General features: G+C 61.6%; 17 protein-coding genes and 1 pseudogene. 2 read left to right on the forward strand and 16 right to left on the reverse strand.

The window, feature by feature from the left end; all coding sequences use genetic code 11:
- Nucleotides 1-64: 64 nt before the first annotated feature.
- From ggt to AC1D1L_RS31585, 5 genes are all read right to left on the reverse strand, one after another.
- Nucleotides 65-1,651, reverse strand: a complete 1,587-nt coding sequence (gene ggt / locus AC1D1L_RS31565; protein WP_477345318.1) for a gamma-glutamyltransferase — start codon at nt 1,649-1,651, stop codon at nt 65-67.
- Nucleotides 1,652-1,781: 130 nt separating this feature from the next.
- Nucleotides 1,782-2,474: an ABC transporter permease gene (locus AC1D1L_RS31570; protein ID WP_477345319.1), complete on the reverse strand. Its 693-nt coding sequence runs from the start codon at nt 2,472-2,474 to the stop codon at nt 1,782-1,784.
- Nucleotides 2,471-3,184: an ABC transporter permease gene (locus AC1D1L_RS31575; protein WP_477345320.1), complete on the reverse strand. Its 714-nt coding sequence runs from the start codon at nt 3,182-3,184 to the stop codon at nt 2,471-2,473. Before AC1D1L_RS31575 ends, AC1D1L_RS31570 begins: the two co-directional genes overlap by 4 nt.
- Nucleotides 3,185-3,258: 74 nt before the next feature.
- Nucleotides 3,259-4,110, reverse strand: a complete 852-nt coding sequence (locus tag AC1D1L_RS31580; protein ID WP_477345322.1) for a transporter substrate-binding domain-containing protein — start codon at nt 4,108-4,110, stop codon at nt 3,259-3,261.
- Nucleotides 4,111-4,200: 90 nt separating this feature from the next.
- On the reverse strand, nt 4,201-4,842 hold the full coding sequence (locus AC1D1L_RS31585; protein ID WP_477345324.1) for a GntR family transcriptional regulator: 642 nt from the start codon (nt 4,840-4,842) through the stop codon (nt 4,201-4,203).
- 316 nt (nt 4,843-5,158) lie between these two features.
- Between AC1D1L_RS31585 and AC1D1L_RS31590 the strand changes: the two genes are divergently transcribed.
- On the forward strand, nt 5,159-5,803 hold the full coding sequence (locus tag AC1D1L_RS31590) for a GntR family transcriptional regulator (protein ID WP_477345326.1): 645 nt from the start codon (nt 5,159-5,161) through the stop codon (nt 5,801-5,803).
- Nucleotides 5,804-5,864: 61 nt separating this feature from the next.
- Here AC1D1L_RS31590 and AC1D1L_RS31595 read toward each other — a convergent pair.
- From AC1D1L_RS31595 to AC1D1L_RS31615, 5 genes and pseudogenes are all read right to left on the reverse strand, one after another.
- Nucleotides 5,865-5,978, reverse strand: a pseudogene (locus AC1D1L_RS31595) (NADP oxidoreductase coenzyme); the annotation flags it as partial.
- 170 nt (nt 5,979-6,148) lie between these two features.
- Nucleotides 6,149-6,781 (reverse strand): class I SAM-dependent methyltransferase, encoded by a 633-nt coding sequence (locus tag AC1D1L_RS31600; RefSeq protein WP_477345328.1) that lies wholly within the window; start codon nt 6,779-6,781, stop codon nt 6,149-6,151.
- Nucleotides 6,782-7,010: 229 nt separating this feature from the next.
- A complete protein-coding gene (locus AC1D1L_RS31605) occupies nt 7,011-7,610 on the reverse strand; it encodes an NADPH-dependent F420 reductase (RefSeq protein ID WP_477345330.1) in 600 nt (199 codons plus the stop codon).
- 92 nt (nt 7,611-7,702) lie between these two features.
- Entirely contained in the window at nt 7,703-8,455 is a 753-nt protein-coding gene (locus AC1D1L_RS31610) for an SDR family NAD(P)-dependent oxidoreductase (RefSeq protein WP_477345332.1), read from the reverse strand.
- A 67-nt stretch (nt 8,456-8,522) separates the two neighbouring features.
- Nucleotides 8,523-9,257, reverse strand: coding sequence for an SDR family NAD(P)-dependent oxidoreductase (locus tag AC1D1L_RS31615; protein WP_477345334.1), 735 nt, complete (start codon nt 9,255-9,257; stop codon nt 8,523-8,525).
- Nucleotides 9,258-9,485: 228 nt separating this feature from the next.
- Between AC1D1L_RS31615 and AC1D1L_RS31620 the strand changes: the two genes are divergently transcribed.
- Complete coding sequence (locus tag AC1D1L_RS31620; RefSeq protein WP_477345336.1) at nt 9,486-10,382, forward strand: LysR family transcriptional regulator; 897 nt, start codon at nt 9,486-9,488, stop codon at nt 10,380-10,382.
- A 133-nt stretch (nt 10,383-10,515) separates the two neighbouring features.
- Here the strand turns inward: AC1D1L_RS31620 and AC1D1L_RS31625 are convergent, their stop codons facing one another.
- The 6 genes from AC1D1L_RS31625 to AC1D1L_RS31650 form a co-directional block, all read right to left on the reverse strand.
- Nucleotides 10,516-11,268 carry a GGDEF domain-containing protein gene (locus tag AC1D1L_RS31625; protein WP_477345338.1) on the reverse strand — a complete coding sequence of 251 codons (753 nt, stop codon included), beginning with the start codon at nt 11,266-11,268 and terminating at the stop codon, nt 10,516-10,518.
- Between the two features lie 162 nt (nt 11,269-11,430).
- Nucleotides 11,431-12,135 carry a thermonuclease family protein gene (locus AC1D1L_RS31630; protein ID WP_477345348.1) on the reverse strand — a complete coding sequence of 235 codons (705 nt, stop codon included), beginning with the start codon at nt 12,133-12,135 and terminating at the stop codon, nt 11,431-11,433.
- Between the two features lie 32 nt (nt 12,136-12,167).
- Nucleotides 12,168-13,367 carry a type 1 periplasmic-binding domain-containing protein gene (locus AC1D1L_RS31635; protein WP_477345340.1) on the reverse strand — a complete coding sequence of 400 codons (1,200 nt, stop codon included), beginning with the start codon at nt 13,365-13,367 and terminating at the stop codon, nt 12,168-12,170.
- Between the two features lie 219 nt (nt 13,368-13,586).
- Nucleotides 13,587-14,342 (reverse strand): lytic transglycosylase domain-containing protein, encoded by a 756-nt coding sequence (locus tag AC1D1L_RS31640; protein WP_477345342.1) that lies wholly within the window; start codon nt 14,340-14,342, stop codon nt 13,587-13,589.
- A gap of 36 nt (nt 14,343-14,378) precedes the next feature.
- Entirely contained in the window at nt 14,379-14,747 is a 369-nt protein-coding gene (locus AC1D1L_RS31645; RefSeq protein WP_477345344.1) for a hypothetical protein, read from the reverse strand.
- A 72-nt stretch (nt 14,748-14,819) separates the two neighbouring features.
- The coding region (locus AC1D1L_RS31650; protein WP_477345346.1) for a beta strand repeat-containing protein at nt 14,820-16,905 on the reverse strand (2,086 nt) is incomplete at its 5' end.

A 16,905-nucleotide genomic window follows, 5' to 3' on the forward strand; every position in this document is an offset into this window, starting at 1 on the left:
ATCCTTCCAACCTGTCGAAATCCACCGCGACACGCCATTGTGATGTCATGGCAAACCGACCCTATCAATATCCGAGCGCCATCCCGTCCTTGCGCGGATCGGAGGCGCCTGTCAGCGTTCCCTTTTCCCAGTCGATCAGCACCACTTGCCCGCCGCCAAGAGGATGATGCGGCTCGGCTATGCGATGGCCACGCTTGCGCAGCCCTTCGATCGCCTCGGCGGGAATGCCGCGTTCGGCCTCCACAGTATCATCATTGTAGAACACCCGCGGTGCATCCAGCGCCTGCTGCGGATCCATGCCGAAATCGATCATGTTGGTGAGCAGGTGGACATGACCGAACGGCTGGTAGCCGCCGCCCATGACGCCGAACGGCATCACCACGCGACCGTTCCTCGTCGCCATGCCCGGCATGATCGTGTGCATCGGCCGCTTGCCGGGCGCGATCGCGTTTGGGTGGGCCGGGTCGAGGCGGAAGCTCGAACCACGATTCTGCAGCACGACACCGGTCTTCGGGCCAACAACGCCACTGCCGAAGGAATAATAGGTCGAGTTGATGAAGGAGACTGCGTTGCGGTCACGGTCGACGATAGAGATGTAGACCGTGTCGCTGCCGGGCAGTTCCAGGCGCGGCAGATGCGTCATGGCGCGGTCGCGGTCGATCTCGGCGCGCAGCCGGTCGGCATAGCTGCCGGACAGAAGCTGCTGGACAGGCACCAGGGCGTGATCTTGGTCGCCGATGAAGCGGTCACGGTCCTGGTAGGCTAGCCGCCCGGCCTCGATCTCCAGATGCAGGCGCTCGGCGCCGTTGGGGTCGAGCCCGCCAAGCTTGAAGCCGGACAGCACGTTCAGCATCAACAGCGCTGTCAGCCCCTGATTGTTCGGCGGCATCTGGTGGATGTCGTAGCCGCCATAAGAGGTGCTGACCGGCGCCACGTAGTCGCCCTTGGTCGCGGCGAAATCCTCTTGGCTATGCAGCCCGCCCAGTTCATTGAGCCGGCGCACCATGTCGTCGGCAACCACCCCTTCGTAGAAGCCGGCGCGGCCATGCTTTGCGATCACCCGCAAGGTGGCGGCAAGCTCCGGCTGGCGGTGGACATCGCCGGCCTTCGGCGCCGTGCCGCCCGGCAGGAAGATGCGCGCGGCATGTTCGTCGGCCGACAGGTCGGTCTCCGGCTCGGCCCAGTCGAAGGCGACGCGGTCATGCACCACATAGCCATTCTCGGCATAGTGGATGGCGGGCGTCAGCACCTCGGCGAGGCTCTTGCTGCCATGGTCTTCCAAGAGCCGGCTCCAGGCATCGACGGCGCCCGGCACGGTCACCGCATGCGGCCCCTGCTTGGGAAGCTCGCTAAAACCCTTGTCCAGATACCAGTCGACGGTGGCGCCCGCGGGGGCGCGGCCCGAACCGTTGAAGGCCAGCACGTTGCCCTGTCCTCCGGGCGAGTAGAGGACAAAACAATCGCCGCCGATGCCGGTCGATTGCGGCTCGACGACGCCTTGTACGGCGGCGGCGCAGACGGCGGCGTCCATGGCATTGCCGCCTGCGCGCAGCATGTCGATGGCGGCAAGGGTCGCAAGCGGGTGCGAGGTCGCGGCAAGCGCTTCTGTGGCACGAACCGGCGAGCGGCCGGGAAACTGGAAATCACGCATTCTGTCTTTGTATCCCATGGTCTGATGGATGCGACGTTGCCGCCATGGCGTAACACGACACGGCAACGGATCGCTTCGGCTTCTCGACACTGCGCATTTTGCCAATTCTCCTCGTTGCGCCAGACGCGTATCAGGCTCGGACCCGATAAGGCGTTAGCCAGGTTTCCAGCGCGTTCAGTGTCGAGATGATCGTGAAATTGATGGTGAGATAGATCGCGCCCGCGGCCACGAAGACCTCGACGGCGCGATAGGTCTGCGAAATAAGCCCCTGGGCGATGCCCGTCACTTCCATCAGGGTGACGATCGATGCAAGCGACGTACCCTTTACCATGAGGATGATCTCGTTGCTGTAGCTAGGTATGGCTTGGCGGAGCGCCAAAGGCAGAACGACGAGGCGCAATGTCAGGAAGCGTGACAAGCCGAGGGCGGAGGCTGCCTCGATCAGGCCGCGCGGCACACCCTGTATCGCTCCTCGCAGGATCTCGCTGCCATAGGCCGCGGTATTGAGACTGAGCGCGATGATGGCGCACCAATAGGGCTCGCGAAACAGCCACCAGAGCCCAACTGCCTGAAGTGTAGGGCGGAACTGGCCGAGGCCGTAATAGATGAGGAATATCTGGACGAGCAATGGCGTGCCGCGAAAGACGGCAACGAAGGAGCGTATGGGCCAGACCAGCATCCGATGGTTTCCCTGCTGCGCCAGTGCGAGCAACAGGGCCAAGGCAAAGCCTATTCCGATCGACAACCCCGCAAGTTGCAAGGTTAACGGCAAGCCGGAGAGAAGGGTGGGAATGATCTCTACAAAGAAGGCGAAGTCGATCATGCGTGGACCATGCCTCGCCACGCCCGTGCCTCGCCGTAGCGGAAGACCGATCCGGTCACGGCAGCGATGAGGAAATACAGCGTCGCGGCTGCTATATAGAAGACGAAGGGCTCCCGCATCGATCCCGCGCCGATCTGAGATTGCCGCATCAATTCCACCAAGCCGATCACGGAGATCAAGGCCGAATCCTTAAGCACAAGCTGCCAGACATTTCCGAGGCCCGGCAGGGCGTGCCGCATCAGTTGAGGCACGATGACGAGACGCAGCGATTGGAACCGGGACAGGCCGAGCGCCTTGCTAGCCTCAAACTGGCCGAGATCGACGGCGAGATACGCGCCGCGATAGACCTCGGCCTGATAGGCGCCCGAAATGATGCCGATCGCCAGGACGCCAGTCGCAAATGTCGGCAGCCCGACGAAGCCTGCGCTGCCGAAGAATTTACCGATCTCAGTCAATGCTATGCTGCCGCCGTAGTAAAGCAGGTAGATCGTCAACAGATCGGGCACACCCCTGAACACCGTGCCATAGCCCTTGGCGACCCATGACGGTAAAGCTCTCGTGGAGAGCCGGCCTCCTGCTGCAACCGCGCCGAAGAGAGCGCCGAGCAGGAAGCCGAGGACTGACAGCGCAAATGTCACTCCAGCTGCCAGCAGCAGGGCTCCGCCCCAGCCGCCCTTGCCCACGGAAAGGATTTGGAGTGTGTCCGTCATGTGAAACCTGATCGTTCAGCGCGGCACCCGGCCGATCGGTTGATACCAATCGGCCGGACAGAATACACACGTGGCTACTTGACCGGCGTCACGTCCGTTTTCACCCATTTTTCCGAGATGCGTTTAATGGTCCCGTCGGCAATGGCGGCGCTGATCGCGTCGTTCAGCATTTCCTTGAGCTTGGCGTCTTCCTTCCTGAGTCCCGCACCCGTTCCGGCGCCGAACAAGCCGCCGACAAAGCCCGGACCTGCAACCGTGAAGTCCGCGAATTCGGGTTTTGCGAGCGTCGCGGCGAGCGCTGTCTTCTGAGCGAATATTGCATCGATGCGGCCCGCGGCCAGATCGAGATCGTGCTGCTCGGTCGTCTTGTACTCGCGAATCTCCACCGTGTCGCCGAAGTATTTCTTGAGGAATTCGAGCATGGCCGTGGCCGCCTGGACACCGACCACCTTGCCCTTCAGCAGGGGCTTTAACTTGTCGACCGCGGCCTTGGAAGCAGCCTCATCGTCCAGTTTGAATTTCTCGGTCGAAGGGCCGAGCTTCCCCAGATCGCTATCCTTGGCGGCTGCGAACCCGCCCGGGTCGATCGCATAAGGCTGGGTGAAGTCGATGGTCTCGAGGCGTTTCGGCGTGATGAACATGCCGGCCATGATCACATCGAACTTGCCGACCTTCAGCGAAGGAATAAGTCCGTCCCAGTCCTGAGCGATGATGGTGCATTTGACCTTCATCCGCTCGCAAAGATTGTTGGCGAGTTCGATCTCCAGTCCGTCGAGCTTGCCGTCTGCGTTGGTGAAGTTCCACGGAGCGTAGGCGCCCTCCGTGGCGATGGTTATGGCCTTGGGCGCGTCCTCGGCCAATGCGGTGTGCATGAAGCCGAGCATGCTGAGTGCGACCGCAACTGCGGCCAAACGACAAACTTTCATGTGGTTCCCCTTTTTTGATAGGCTGATCGATCTGTTCCTACGTCCGGCCGCATTGCCGGTTCGAGGCCATTCTTGTCCGGCCGGCGTTCGTCACCGGCTCGGACTCACGAACTCGGCCAGCATCGGTGCTGTGCTGAGAATATGATCCTGCATCACCTTTTCCGCGTGAAGTTCGTCGCCTGAACGCAAGGCCGCGATCACGGCGGCATGCTCCTCGCGCGCAGAATGCGGCTTGTCACAGTCGTCGAACCAGATGCGCATGTAGGGCTCTATCACCACATGCAGCGCCGATATCTGGTGGATAAGCTTGGGCCTCCGGCTTAGCGCACAGATACGGCCATGGAATTCTTGGTGGCGGACCACCCAGTCGCTGCTGCCGCTCTGGCCCGCGCGTTCCATGCGCTCGAGCAGGCGATCGAGTTCCTCGAACTCCTCCTCATCGATCCGGGGCATCGCCAGCCTTACGGCCAGTCCCTCCAGAACCGAGCGAATTTCGAAAATCTCGTAAAGCTCATCGACCGTCAGGCCTGCGACCACGCATCCACGATTGGGCCGCAGAACCACCAGCCCGTCGGAGGCCAGGCGCCGAAAGGCTTCCCGCACCGGCATGCGACTCATGCCGATCTCGGCGGCAATCTCCTCCGGAATAAGCCTCTCGCCCGGTTTGTAGCGGCCGAGGCGAAGGGCTCTCTGAACGTGCCTGTACGCCTCTTCCTCAGCAGTGACGGACATCTGTGGCTCTGCCGGAAAGGCTGCTGGCATGGGGCACCTAAAAGTATTTTTGTATCCACGTATTATCAAATCCGCATTTTATTTCATCGTCAATACCCCAGTGACGACGTTCAGAAGCCGATACCGCACCACCGGCACGATCTATTTCGGGCCGGGCGAGTCTTTGGGATGGTGCCGCCCTGGGCGTGGCAAATCAGGCCGGCTACGACTACAAATGGGACGACAACAGGCTAAAGCGCGAAACTGGAAACCAATCTGGGGCCAAGCAAACCAAAAAAGCTCGCTGCGCGACTCGGTCTGTTCCTCGCTCAAGACGATGGTCGTGACCGGCCAGATTCCGCCGGGCTCGCGCGTCACCGAGAACGACATTGCCGTCCGGCTGAATGTCAGCCGCACGCCGGTGCGCGAAGCCTTCAACCGTCTCGAGCGCGATGGCCCCGTCACCGGCCGGCCGCGCCAGGGTTATGTCGTCACCGAGTTCGACATCAACATGTTCCGCGAGGCCTTCGAGATCCGCGAACTGCTCGACGGCCATGCGACCGAACTGGCGGCAGTCGCGGCGACTGAAAAGGACAAGGCGCGGCTGCGCGCCATGCTGGCCGAATGCGAACGGCTGGCCGCCATTCCGGATCGCACCACCGGGGAAAAATTCCAGGAGCTCGAGGTCGGCATCGACCTGCATCGCGTGATTGCCGAGATCAGCGGCAACGTCATGCTGCATGGCATGCTGTGCGGTATCCTCGACAAGTGCCAGCACTATGTCTGGACGGAGTTGCTCTGGCTGGACGAATGGAAGATCGCGCGCGACGGGCATGCCGAAATCGTCGACGCCATCTGCGCCGGCGACGCTAAGCGCGCCGGCACGCTGGCGCGCGCCCATGTGCGGGGATCGCGCAACAATGTGCTGCGCCTGCTGCAGGCGAAGTCCGACTATCGGAATTTCCTGGCCAGGGCGTCGTAAGCGGGACCGCAGCGCAGCCATGGATATTGCCCTTTGGCACACCATTGAGAAGGCCTGATGTTTCGGCAGCCAGTGTGACCGCAATCAGGTGATTGAAGCCTTTGACGAACTTGGCGCCGGTGAACGACTTCGCAACGAAGGCGGAGGAGGGGAGGCCGTTCAGCTCTTTCGGGGGGAACTCCAAAATAAAGCTTCAGTGGCCTTCGCTGCCATCGTCGCTTGGGCCCACCAGATAGGCTCATCCAAAGCCGACTTCGTGGCGGCAAGCAGGGTTGCCTCGATGTCTTCAAGAGGCTTGTTTGCACCCCATTGGGAAGGTCGGCATGAAGTGGGCGCCGGGACCTGTCAGGGCTTCACGAACCGATAGGCGAAGCGATCGGTCTGGCCCTTGATCGAGGGATCGAACACCTTGATAGAGTGCGGATCGTCGTTGTTCGCGAGCATTGTGCTTTTCGCATCCAGTACGAAGCCGGCCGCCTCCACCTCCTCGCGAACAGAGGCAGGGTCGATCCGATGCAGCGCCTGGGTGTCGCTCGTGCCCGACCCAGCGGCGGCGGCGTGGTCGACGATGACGTAGGACCCACCGGGCTTCAGCCGCTCGTAGACGGCTCGATTGAAGTCGGCCGCCGTCGCACCCTTCTTCTGGATTAGGGCGGTGTGAAGATCGTGGTAAAACAGGTGCAGCCACAGCACATCTGCTGGCTGCGTGACCTCCGGCATCGCCATGAGATCCGTCGAGACGGCTTCGACGTTCTCTCGGCCCGGCTCCTTCGAGAGCGTCTGGATGCGGCCAACCGGATCGTTCTTGAAGTCGGCGACTTCGGCCGGCACGAAACTGTAGACCCGACCTTCGGGGCCCACGACGTCGGAGAACAGGCGCGTCCAATCGCCGTCGCCTGGGTAGACGTCAATGACAGTGGAGCCCGCATCTACACGTGCGAACCGGATCAACTCGGATAGTTTGGATTGGTCGTACATCGGAATCTCCTTTACGGTTGGGCATTAGACGAGCGCGCGGCCTACAATCGGGCGATTTTCGGCTGATCTACCGACTACCCCCAACCGATGGCCGAAGATGGCCAGCGCTATCCAGGCCGGCCGCGCCCATCTGCGCGGCGCGCGCCAGTGCTTGCGTGTCGACGTATTCACGGATCGTGGTTGATCCGATCCGTACATCGTGGCCCTGCCGGTTGGCATGTCGTGTTCATCAGTCGAACTTGACCAGGTCCTTGAAGATCAGTTGACCCCAGCTATTTCCGCGCGCCTGGACTAGCAATCCGCCTTCCGAAAGCCCGCCAAGTTTGATCGGCGCGAAGCCGAGCTTTTCCGCAAGCACACCAATCTCCGCCGCGGCGTCGTCATCGTCGCTCGCCAGGAATACGACCCTCCTGCCACCATGCACGGCCGGATCCTGGTCAAGGACGGTAGCGACCAGATGGTTGAAGCCCTTGACCAGCTTTGCACCAGAGAATGCCTGTGCAACGAACTTGGAAGAAGGCTGTTCCCCCAGTTTTTCAGGAGGCACTCCGTAGGCATTGGTCACATCGACGATGGTCTTCCCCTGCCAGGTGGCGAGCGCCTTCGCGACCCCTGGGTGCGCTTCGAAACGGACCGCCAAAAAGATGATGTCCGCCTTGACCGCTTCCGCCAGTGTTTTGGGGATGACCGTGGGTCCGATCGCGGCCGCGTCGGATGCAAAGCTTTCCGGGTCGCGCGTGGTTGCCACGGACACTTCGATGTCCTTGCGTGCAAACGCCTTTGCCAGGGCCTTGCCGATATTGCCGAAGCCGATAATCGCAAAGCTCATAGTGTTTCTCCTATCTTGTGTTGGAACCAACGTTTGAGAAGTGGGGTCACTACTGGCGGGGCTGAAGGGCCAGCCACGGGGCCGCGCCGGGGTCAGACCTGCGCCATGCCTCCATCAACGGCGAGATCCACACCGGTGATGTAAGAACTATCATCGGAGGCGAGGAACGTGACAGCAGCCGCGATTTCCTCTGGTTTGCCCCTGCGACCCATTGGGATCTGTGAAGCAAACTGGGCGACCGCTTGCTCGGCTTGCTCAGGGGTAAGGCCCGTTGTTGTCTCCAACGCTGGAGTCTCGATTGCTCCGGGGCTCATCGTATTCACTCGGATTTTGCGGTCTTTCAGCTCTAGAGTCCAAGCGCGCGAGAAGTTGCGCACTGCCGCCTTACTCGCGGCGTATGTGCTAAACCCCGGCAACCCCAACACGTTCGAAACCGAAGAATTCAGAATAATCGAACCGCCGTCTTTGAAGAGGGGAAGGGCCTTCTGCACCGTGAAGAACAGCCCCTTCACGTTCACGTCGAAGGTCTGATCGAAGTGGGTCTCAGTAGCTACTGCGAGCGGTGCGATTGTCCCCGCGCCAGCGTTCGCGAAGAGAACGTCGATGTGACCATGTTTCTCTTTCACGATGGCATAGAGCCGGTCCAGATCTTCCAAGCGTGACACGTCGCCCGCGACCGTCGTAATATTACTCTTGATGAAGGCTGCGGCCTCCTTCAGCTCTTTCTCTCGTCGCCCAGTGATTACGACGTGTGCACCTTCTTCTACAAAGCGCTTGGCCGTCGCCAAGCCAATCCCGCTGCTTCCGCCTGTGATGACTGCAACCTTACCTTCGAGTTTTTTCATAATTTTTCACCTTTGGCTGTGTGTTTTGGTTTTTCGTAAAGTTTGAGAAGCGTGGTCCCGCATCGGGTCAGAGTTGCGCCAGGCCGCCGTCGACGGCGACTTCGCTGGCGGTCATGAAGCTGCTGTCCGACGATGCGAGAAAGGCGGCCACGGCGCCGATCTCCGCCGGATCGGCCATGCGCTGGAGCGGAGTCATCGCGCCGTAGGCCTTCTGGCCTTCCTCGCCCAGCGCCTCCTTCGCGAGTTCGGTCGCCGTCGCTCCGGGCGACAGCACGTTGACCCGGATGCCGGTGCCCTTCAGGTCTTCCGCCCAGGTCCGCGCGAGGTTGCGCACCGCCGCCTTGCTCGCGCTGTAGGCGGTGAACCCAGGAGCACCCGTGGTGCCGGCGCTCGATCCGGTCAGGATGATCGAGCCGCCCTGGTCCATCAGCGGCAACGCCTTCTGGACCGTGAAGATCGTACCCTTCACATTGGTGTCGAAGGTTTCGTCAATGTGCTCGGCGGTGATCTGGCCGAGCGGCAGCGGGCCGCCGACCCCGGCATTGGCGAAGACGATGTCGAGGGTTCCGCGCTCGGCCTTCACCGCCGCGTAGAGTCGGTCGAGGTCGGCCAGATCGGAGACCGAGCCCTTCACCGCGCGGGCATTGGGCCCTAGGTCGGCCACAGCGGCGTCAAGCGCTTCCTGCCGGCGGCCAAAGATGAAGACGAAGGCGCCTTCCTCGATGAAGCGCTTTGCCGCGGCGCGGCCGATGCCGGTGGCGCCGCCGGTGATGACGGCGGTCTTGCCATTCAGTCTGTTCATGTCACGCATCCTTCGTTTCGCCGTCTCGTGTCTTTGGCTGTACGGGAAAGTCCCGCGAGGGCCTCAAGATGGGTTCGCCGAAGTCGGGCGGTGAGTGCGCAATCGCGCATATCGGTGGTGCGAAAACGATCCAGCTAGATGATTGAACGCCGCGACGACCGCGCGAACTACGGCTGAGCGTGTTAGAATGGGCTTTGCAAACCGCACTGCGCGGCGCAGGAATGCACCATGATCGACTGGGATGACGTTCGCTACTTTCTTGCCGCCGCGCGCGGAGGCTCGGTGCGGGCTGCCGCCGCGCACCTTGGGGTGAATCATTCAACCGTGCTGCGACGCATCGCCCAGCTCGAGGAACGCCTTGGGGCGCAGATGTTCGAAAAGCTGCCTTCGGGCTACCGCCTGACGGCTGCGGGCGAGGAGGTCCTCGAACTCGCGAACCAGATGGAAGCGTCGTCGCACCAACTGGAGACGCGCGTCTTCGGGCGCGACCAGAGCGTGCGCGGGCTTCTGCGGGTGACGCTGGCACCGACCCTCGCGACACACCTGCTCATGCCGGACTTCGCCGATTTCGCGCGTCTGCATCGCGACATCGAGATGGAAATCCTGTCGTCCGGCGAGCTGGCAAATCTGACCAACCGAGAGGCCGACGTGGCGATTCGCGTCGTCTACGACCGCAAAACCCTGCCGCTCAATCTTCACGGCCTGAAGGGACCGGAGCTGTTCGGCGGCGTCTACATGTCCCGGGATCGACTGGCCGCATGGCGTGCGGGCGCGCCTGATCCCATTCGGTGGATCGTCATAAGCATTCATGGAATTCCGGATTGGGCCAGCGAGGGTGAGGTTCGCACCACGGGGGTTCCGTTCAGGACCACGGACGGCGAGGCGCAGATCGCTGCTGTACGGCAAGGGGTCGGGATGACGACACTGCCGTGCTTCGTCGGAGATGCCGACCCCTTGCTGGTGAGGGTGCCGGGTACCGACCTGCACATGTACGGAACGGTTTGGCTTCTCACACAGGGTGAGACGCGCAAGACGAAGCGCGTGCGGCTCTTCACCGAGTTCGTATCCCGCAGGCTCGCCGCGTACGCGCCGCTTCTCACGGGATTGTCCGTGTCGCGTGACTGACGAGAACGGGTTCTTCTCGGACCGGCTCTATCGCGAATTGAACGGCAGTATGGATGAGGCAAACGTGCTGGCCAAGGCCCTGGGCGGTTGGACGGCCCTGCAGATTATCGACCGGATAGGCGGCGCTTCAGAGTTAGTGGCGCAGGTGCGACAATTGAAATCCAGGCTTGTGTTCGACACCGGATAACAGCGATTCCGCCGACCGGAACATCTCTTCGAATTCCAGTTCGTTTTCAAACACCACGCCGCCGACGCTGATGGTCAGGGTATCCTCGGTTCCTTTCGGAGCGAAATAGGCCTGCGCCACGCGCGCCCGGATACGCTCGCCAATTTCCTTGGCATCGTCTTCCGTCGCACCGGGCAGAAAGACCCCGAACATGGAGGTTCCGATGCGGCCCACCAGATCTTCCTTTCGTACCGATGACTGGATGGTCGCGGCTATGAGCCGCAAGGCTTCGTCACCCCAGCCCAGCCCGAAGCGCAGATTGATGGATCTGATGTGTTCGGGATGAACGACCAGGAAGGCGCCGGATCTTGGACCGGACGATTCCTGCCGGGGTGTTCTCCTGTCGACCATCGACGTGAAGACTGTCCGGTTGAGGCAGCCTGTCAGGCTGTCAAAGGTCGCCGATTTGTTGAGTTCTCTTCGATAATGGCCGAGTTCCATCCGCTGCAGGCCAATGAACAGGAGAAGCGGGCCACCGATGATGACCGGCAACAGGATCGCTGTGACCATGCTGCGGCCGAACGGCGTCAAGGCTTCCGAGAACAGAAGCAGGTAGTTGAGCCCAACTGAGAGCAGCAAGATTCCCGCCGATCCCAGGGCGGTCAGCCATGCGACGTTTTTCCATTGCTGGGGCGATCTATTCGCCATCGGTGTCATCATTAGTCAATCTCCCGCCTGATCGACTACCATAGGCCATGGTGCTGCACATTCAGTTTCGAGGAATCATACAATTTGAGTAATGGCGCAATCGCCTACCATTGGCCGAAACCTGGCCTTCAATGCAAGGCCGCGCTGGCAACGGTAGCGACACCGAATTGTCGGCTACTGTGGCGGGCCGAACATGCCCATCTCGGCACCCTTGGCCACTGCCTCCGCCTTGCCGTAAATGCCACTTGCCAAGGCCGTCGCCCAGCCGTTGGAAACCAGCCATGCACCGACATCCTGTTTGCCCAAATTGCACGGTGCGGCAATGGCGAAACGATCGATCTCCGGCGGCACGACGCATTTAAGCGCCCGACCGCGCAGCCAGGAATTGAAAGCCGCCCGTGCACGTTGGCCGCAAGGCCAGGCGACGTCGCGAAACGAACAGGTCTTGTCCAGGTCGATGCCATGGACCCCGCTGATGGCTACCGTGCGTCCCATGGATTCGAAGGTCGCCGACGAGGTGACAACCGGTTGGTACAGCAGGACCGCTGGCCAATCCTTTGGCATCCGCAGCCCTGCAGGTGCTGCCTGGCCAAGCTCGCCGAGCGGCGGGCGCGGCTCTACCCGTTCGATTTGTGCCGGATCAAGTTGTGGCGGCGCGATAAGGTCCTGAGCAATTTTGCGTGCCCGTCCTCGCCATGGCGTATTGGCGACGGTCGCAGCCGGTCGCGTTGGCTGGCCATCGTCGATGGATTGACGTGGCGCTGGGATCGGTCGATCGATGGAAAGCAGATCGGCGGCTCGGATGATCAACAAGACCCCGGTCAGAAGCAGCAGGCTTCCGAGCAACACCACCAAACGATTGCGCCTCAGCCAGCCCATCAACTCAAGCAGATCCCAAGGAGTCTTGCCCCTCAGTACCCCGACGTCGATTTGGCGACCAGTTTGAGCGCACCTTTTTGAACCTGATAAAAGGGCATGGATCGCTCACTGGAGCCATCCGCCCGAAACCGGAACAAGCCGGTCGATCCGCGAAATCCGCTCCGATTTTCGAGCACCTGCTTGTTGAAGCCGCCGGGGCCGACCGCACTTGCAATCCCCGCTGTCAGGGCGACCATATCATAGGCGTAGGCGACATTGGCGTCGGCTGGATAATTGTAGGTCGTCTTGAAGCGGTCGGCGATTGGCCCGGTTTCGCTAGGGTCGAGCGTGGCGATGTAGGATCCTTCAAACAGCGGTTCGATCGGATGTTCCAGCCAGCGGTTGGTTCCAACAACGGCGACTGCTTTTCCAGGAATGCCTTTCGATTTGAGCGCCGCAAGGATCTGCGACGGGTTATCGTCGCCGCTGGCGATGACGATGGCATCGGGAGCCTCGACCAGGGAGCCCATGTCGTTGACAGCTTTTGTGCCGCCGTCACCGGCCTGATACGGAATGGTGACGGCAAGCGTCGCGCCATAGATGCTGAGGCTGTTGGCGACCCGCTTTTCAACCGCGCTGGCATTCGCGCCGGCCGCGACGAGCAGCACGAACTTCTTGCTGCCTTTGGCCGCCAGGCCGGCCGCGCCCGCGGCCGCGCTATCGGCCTCGCTTAGGCGCACCGCATAGACGCCCGGGCCACCGGCGAAATTGTCGGCCAGCGCCAGCACTGGCGGGCGCTGCGATCCCGACAGCTTGGCTATGTGCTGAGCGGCCCCAAGCTCGACCGGGCCGATGACGATCTTGGTTCCGGTGGTGATCGCCTTCACCGCCAATTCGCTGGCGTGCGCGCTGTCGCCCTTGGTGTCCTCGACCGTGACCGTGAGCAGTGCATTGCCAAGGTCGGCCATCGCCAGCTTGGTCGCATCGAGCATCTTTCTGCCGCTTTCGCCGACGTTACCTGGGGCCGACAAAGGCAGCAGCATCGTGACCTTCGTCGATCCGGTGCCGAGCGACTGCGTGGCTTGGGCCGGGCCGGCAGCGGCGCCGGCGGCCGGCGCTCCAGGTGCGGCGATCGCCGCCGGATCGAGCGCATCCGACACGCTGCCTTTCGACTGGCAGCCCGATATTATGCCCGCGAGCGCAAAGACGATCGCCCATGTCCACGAACTGTGGCCCTGCCGGCCAGATTCCATGATGCCTCCCCTCCGCCGGTTGTTTGTCCCGGTCTCATCCCATTCATCTTACGGCAGACTTGTCTCGCCGTCCTTGTAATGCTGGACCGTGGTTTAGAGCAATTCCAGGAAAAGTGTGAAGCGGTTTTCCCGGGAAAAGCGGGTAGCGCTTTCCCTTGGGAATTGCGTCGAAACAAGGAGTTAGAGCAGTTCGCCGTTTCCACGAAACGGTGGACTGCTCTAACCGTTGAAGAGTCTTGCCCGGAGCGCCTTGATCACTCTGGCTTGCCCGGCGCTTCGATAGTCCGCGCATTTCATGTATCGCGGCCCGGGCACGAACAGCCGGCGCACGCAAATCCGCTTCCCCGGGGCAGGGGCGCCATCATCTCCTGCTGTCGGGAATGCGGAAAAGCCGAACGTCGCCACCGGTAGCGGCCCGGCAACAGAAACGCCTTCTCTCGCCAGGATCGCACGCGCACGCCGGCAGTAGCGGACCGAAAGTTCGGAGAACCGGGTTTCCCCATGCCCGGCGCGATACTTCATGACGGTGGTGCAGAGGTCGCCTGCGGCAAGGCTGTTCGCCTGCGCCAGATATCTGACGCCGAGCGCGATGTTGGTCGCTGGCGCACCAAGCTCGTCGAGCGAGCCGCGAAAGCCGAGCATTCGCGCCGTTCCCGGCATCACCTGCATCAAGCCGACTTCGCCGTCGGCGCCGTGCACATCGGGATCGAAACCGCTCTCGATCTCCATCACCGCGTGCGCCAGCAACGGCTCCAGGCCGTAGAGCGATGCCTGGCATGTCGCGAATGCCTTGAATGTCTCGCGCGTCCATTCCGGGGCGGCGTCGCAGCGGGCCGGCCGCGTCAAGCCGGACGGTGCTGATCTCTCCAGGCCAGGTCGTTCCAGCCAGTTGGCGCGGGCTTGCGTGGCAAGCTGACCAAAACCGGTCAATGCGATCGCCGCAGCGATCGCCTTCGTCGATCGTCCGCCGACCATCGGGTCAGCCAACCGGCACGGCCAGATCCCTTCCGGTCAGTTCATGTACTCGACCATGCGCTCGTGGAAGCATTCACACTTGTTGAGGGTGTCTTCGTCTTTGTAGTTCGTCTTGAGATAGCCATAGGCCATGCCGCAGGCGACCTTGGCTTCCGATGCCCAGACGAAGACGGGGCGCGAAGAGTTGATCCATTCCGAGCTGTTGGCGACAGCCACCGACTCGTCCATCAGCTTCACCACCTCGGACTTGAGATCGACGATGTTGTCGTTCAGCACCAGGTTCGACGTGCCGACCGTGCGGCAATAGTCGGCCACCGGCCCTTCGATGATGTCGGCGGCGAAGCCCGTCGATCCAGCCAACAGCAGCGCCGCGGCCGAAGCCAGCAATCTTGCACAACGCTTCATTTAAGTCCCTCTCCAAACTGCGGTTTTATGTTTCGCTAATGTGTAGCATGAGAGAACGGCCACGCATAAGTGCTAAATCGTGGCCGTGTGCTGTTGATGTTGTGTGTCGTCGTAGAGAATGTTGATTGTGCCGGCGGCCGGCGCATTCTGCAGAACGGCGACATCCACAAAATTGGCTGCGTTGCCCGAGCCGCTGGTATCGACGCTCACAGTACTGGTCGCGCTGTCGTAATGCACATAGTCGGCTATGTTGCCGGCCGGCGCCTTGTCGAACAACGCGCTCAAGTCGATCTTGTCCCCTTCACCGCCATGGTAGTCGGCGATCAGATCCTTGATGTCCAGATTGTCGATCTTGAACGTGTCGGCTCCCGAAGTGCCGGCAATGGCGGTCGTGTTTCCGGAGCCAGCGCTATCGTAGTTGCCGAAGCCGATGTCGCCGACCGCGGCTGTCTGACCGTCGGCGGTCGTGAAGGTGGCTTCGCCATAGGTCAAGACCGAACCGTCCGCCGAAACCGAGTGCTGGTCGTTGCTCTCGAGGCCGATCTCGACGATGCCCAAAGCGGCCAGGGACTTGAACTCGCCCGAATCCGACACGCCGTTGCCGTTAGCATCCTGCCAGACGCCAAACTGCGCAAAGTCGTGATCGGCGGCAGTCAGCTTGCCATCATGGTTTGTGTCATAGAGCAGCTCGAGTGCGGCAAGGTCGGTCGCAGCGCCGGCGGCATGTTGGGTGAAGACGATCTCCGAGCCGTTGTTAACCTTGCCATCGCCGTTGAGATCGATCGCCAGGATGCCGTCATGCGTGTCGACCCAGGCGGTTTTCGAAGCAACGCCATCGCCATTATAGTCGAACGAAACGGTGGAGTGCGTCAGATCGGTGGTGTGGATTCCATCGTGGTTGAGGTCGAGCACGACCGGTGCGGCAACTGCAAAGGGTGTCAGCCCGGCGGCCACGTGGACAGTGAAATTCGCCGTCCCTGTTGTGTCGCCATCGCCATCCGTGAGTTGCAGCGTCACCGGAATTGTATGGTCGACGGTGGTGCTGCTGACCCCGAGATCGGTGAGGTTTAGCTTGGTCTTGCCCGACGACTCATAGGCGTCGACCCATGCGATCTGCGTTCCGGCAGGCGATGTGACCGTCAGCAGCGTCGAACCGACCGTTGGAATGAAGGAAGCGGTGCTTCCGTCGGTATAGTGGGCGACGAACTCGATCTTGTCGCCGGCGGTAACCGCATCGAACGAAAACTTGGCATAGCTGACGCTGGCTATGGCAATGGCCGGCGGCGTGTAGGGCCCGGCGCCATCGTAGTCGTTAGGCGTTCCGAAATCGAAACGCATGAACTCCCCTTTATCGAAATTGTTGTTGCCAAGGCCCCAACCTGCTGTCGAGCCGTTGACGTTACTTGTTTGTGTCAACGATGGCATGCCGCCGGCCAGCCAGGTCGCCTCATGGCCTGCGGTAAAGGAGCCACCTGCATCCGTCGGCGCCCAGCCGGTCACCATCACGACATTCTGGCCACCCGCCGTCACGACGATTGAATCGGTGGGGCCGGCGCCGAAGGAGCCGCTCGAGGCAATGGAGACATTGGTGACAGTGCCGTCCAATGGCGCCAAAAGATCGAACGTATACTGGCCAGACGTGCCGGCATTCGGATTCACGGTGATGGTGAAGACCGCCGTGTCGCCCGCATCGTGGGTTCCGTTGTTGTTGTTGTCGGCATAGGCGGTCAACACATTGCCCGACTGTTCCGTGATGAGGTTGTGGCCGGCCGAGGTGATGCCTGTTGTGTTGGCCGTAATCGTCATGGTGGCCCCGGCTCCGTCGGCGCCAGCGACAAAGTGGAGTGTTCCAACCGCCGGTGTTTGCGACGTATCGGTGCTTGCCTGCTGGCTTTGCACGGTTCCCAATGTCGGCACGTCGTCGACGATGTTGACGGTGAGCGTGCCTGTGGCGTTCTGGCCGTCCTGGTCGGTGAGCGAGACGGCGAGGTTCTCGAACAGGCTGTTGGTGCCGCCGGCGGCGGCGTGCGCCTCATTGTCGAGCAGCGTGTAGGTATAGCTGACGGTGCCGGTTGCGGGATTGTAGCCGGTGACGTTCAGCGTATTGCCGAGCGCGGTGGTGAAGGCGCTGGCGGTGAACACGCCGTTGGTGATGAAG

This window comes from Mesorhizobium sp. P2_D6 (assembly GCF_056404315.1).

Excerpts from the sequence above, each read along its gene's own strand:
- AC1D1L_RS31625 (WP_477345338.1), bottom strand. The coding sequence starts at position 11,268 with ATGATGACACCGATGGCGAATAGATCGCCCCAGCAATGGAAAAACGTC.
- AC1D1L_RS31605 (WP_477345330.1), bottom strand. The coding sequence starts at position 7,610 with ATGAGCTTTGCGATTATCGGCTTCGGCAATATCGGCAAGGCCCTGGCA.
- AC1D1L_RS31590 (WP_477345326.1), top strand. The coding sequence starts at position 5,159 with ATGGTCGTGACCGGCCAGATTCCGCCGGGCTCGCGCGTCACCGAGAAC.
- AC1D1L_RS31600 (WP_477345328.1), bottom strand. The coding sequence starts at position 6,781 with ATGTACGACCAATCCAAACTATCCGAGTTGATCCGGTTCGCACGTGTA.
- AC1D1L_RS31610 (WP_477345332.1), bottom strand. The coding sequence starts at position 8,455 with ATGAAAAAACTCGAAGGTAAGGTTGCAGTCATCACAGGCGGAAGCAGC.
- ggt (WP_477345318.1), bottom strand. The coding sequence starts at position 1,651 with ATGCGTGATTTCCAGTTTCCCGGCCGCTCGCCGGTTCGTGCCACAGAA.
- AC1D1L_RS31580 (WP_477345322.1), bottom strand. The coding sequence starts at position 4,110 with ATGAAAGTTTGTCGTTTGGCCGCAGTTGCGGTCGCACTCAGCATGCTC.
- AC1D1L_RS31570 (WP_477345319.1), bottom strand. The coding sequence starts at position 2,474 with ATGATCGACTTCGCCTTCTTTGTAGAGATCATTCCCACCCTTCTCTCC.
- AC1D1L_RS31575 (WP_477345320.1), bottom strand. The coding sequence starts at position 3,184 with ATGACGGACACACTCCAAATCCTTTCCGTGGGCAAGGGCGGCTGGGGC.
- AC1D1L_RS31645 (WP_477345344.1), bottom strand. The coding sequence starts at position 14,747 with ATGAAGCGTTGTGCAAGATTGCTGGCTTCGGCCGCGGCGCTGCTGTTG.
- AC1D1L_RS31615 (WP_477345334.1), bottom strand. The coding sequence starts at position 9,257 with ATGAACAGACTGAATGGCAAGACCGCCGTCATCACCGGCGGCGCCACC.
- AC1D1L_RS31635 (WP_477345340.1), bottom strand. The coding sequence starts at position 13,367 with ATGGAATCTGGCCGGCAGGGCCACAGTTCGTGGACATGGGCGATCGTC.
- AC1D1L_RS31630 (WP_477345348.1), bottom strand. The coding sequence starts at position 12,135 with ATGGGCTGGCTGAGGCGCAATCGTTTGGTGGTGTTGCTCGGAAGCCTG.
- AC1D1L_RS31620 (WP_477345336.1), top strand. The coding sequence starts at position 9,486 with ATGATCGACTGGGATGACGTTCGCTACTTTCTTGCCGCCGCGCGCGGA.
- AC1D1L_RS31585 (WP_477345324.1), bottom strand. The coding sequence starts at position 4,842 with ATGTCCGTCACTGCTGAGGAAGAGGCGTACAGGCACGTTCAGAGAGCC.
- AC1D1L_RS31640 (WP_477345342.1), bottom strand. The coding sequence starts at position 14,342 with ATGGTCGGCGGACGATCGACGAAGGCGATCGCTGCGGCGATCGCATTG.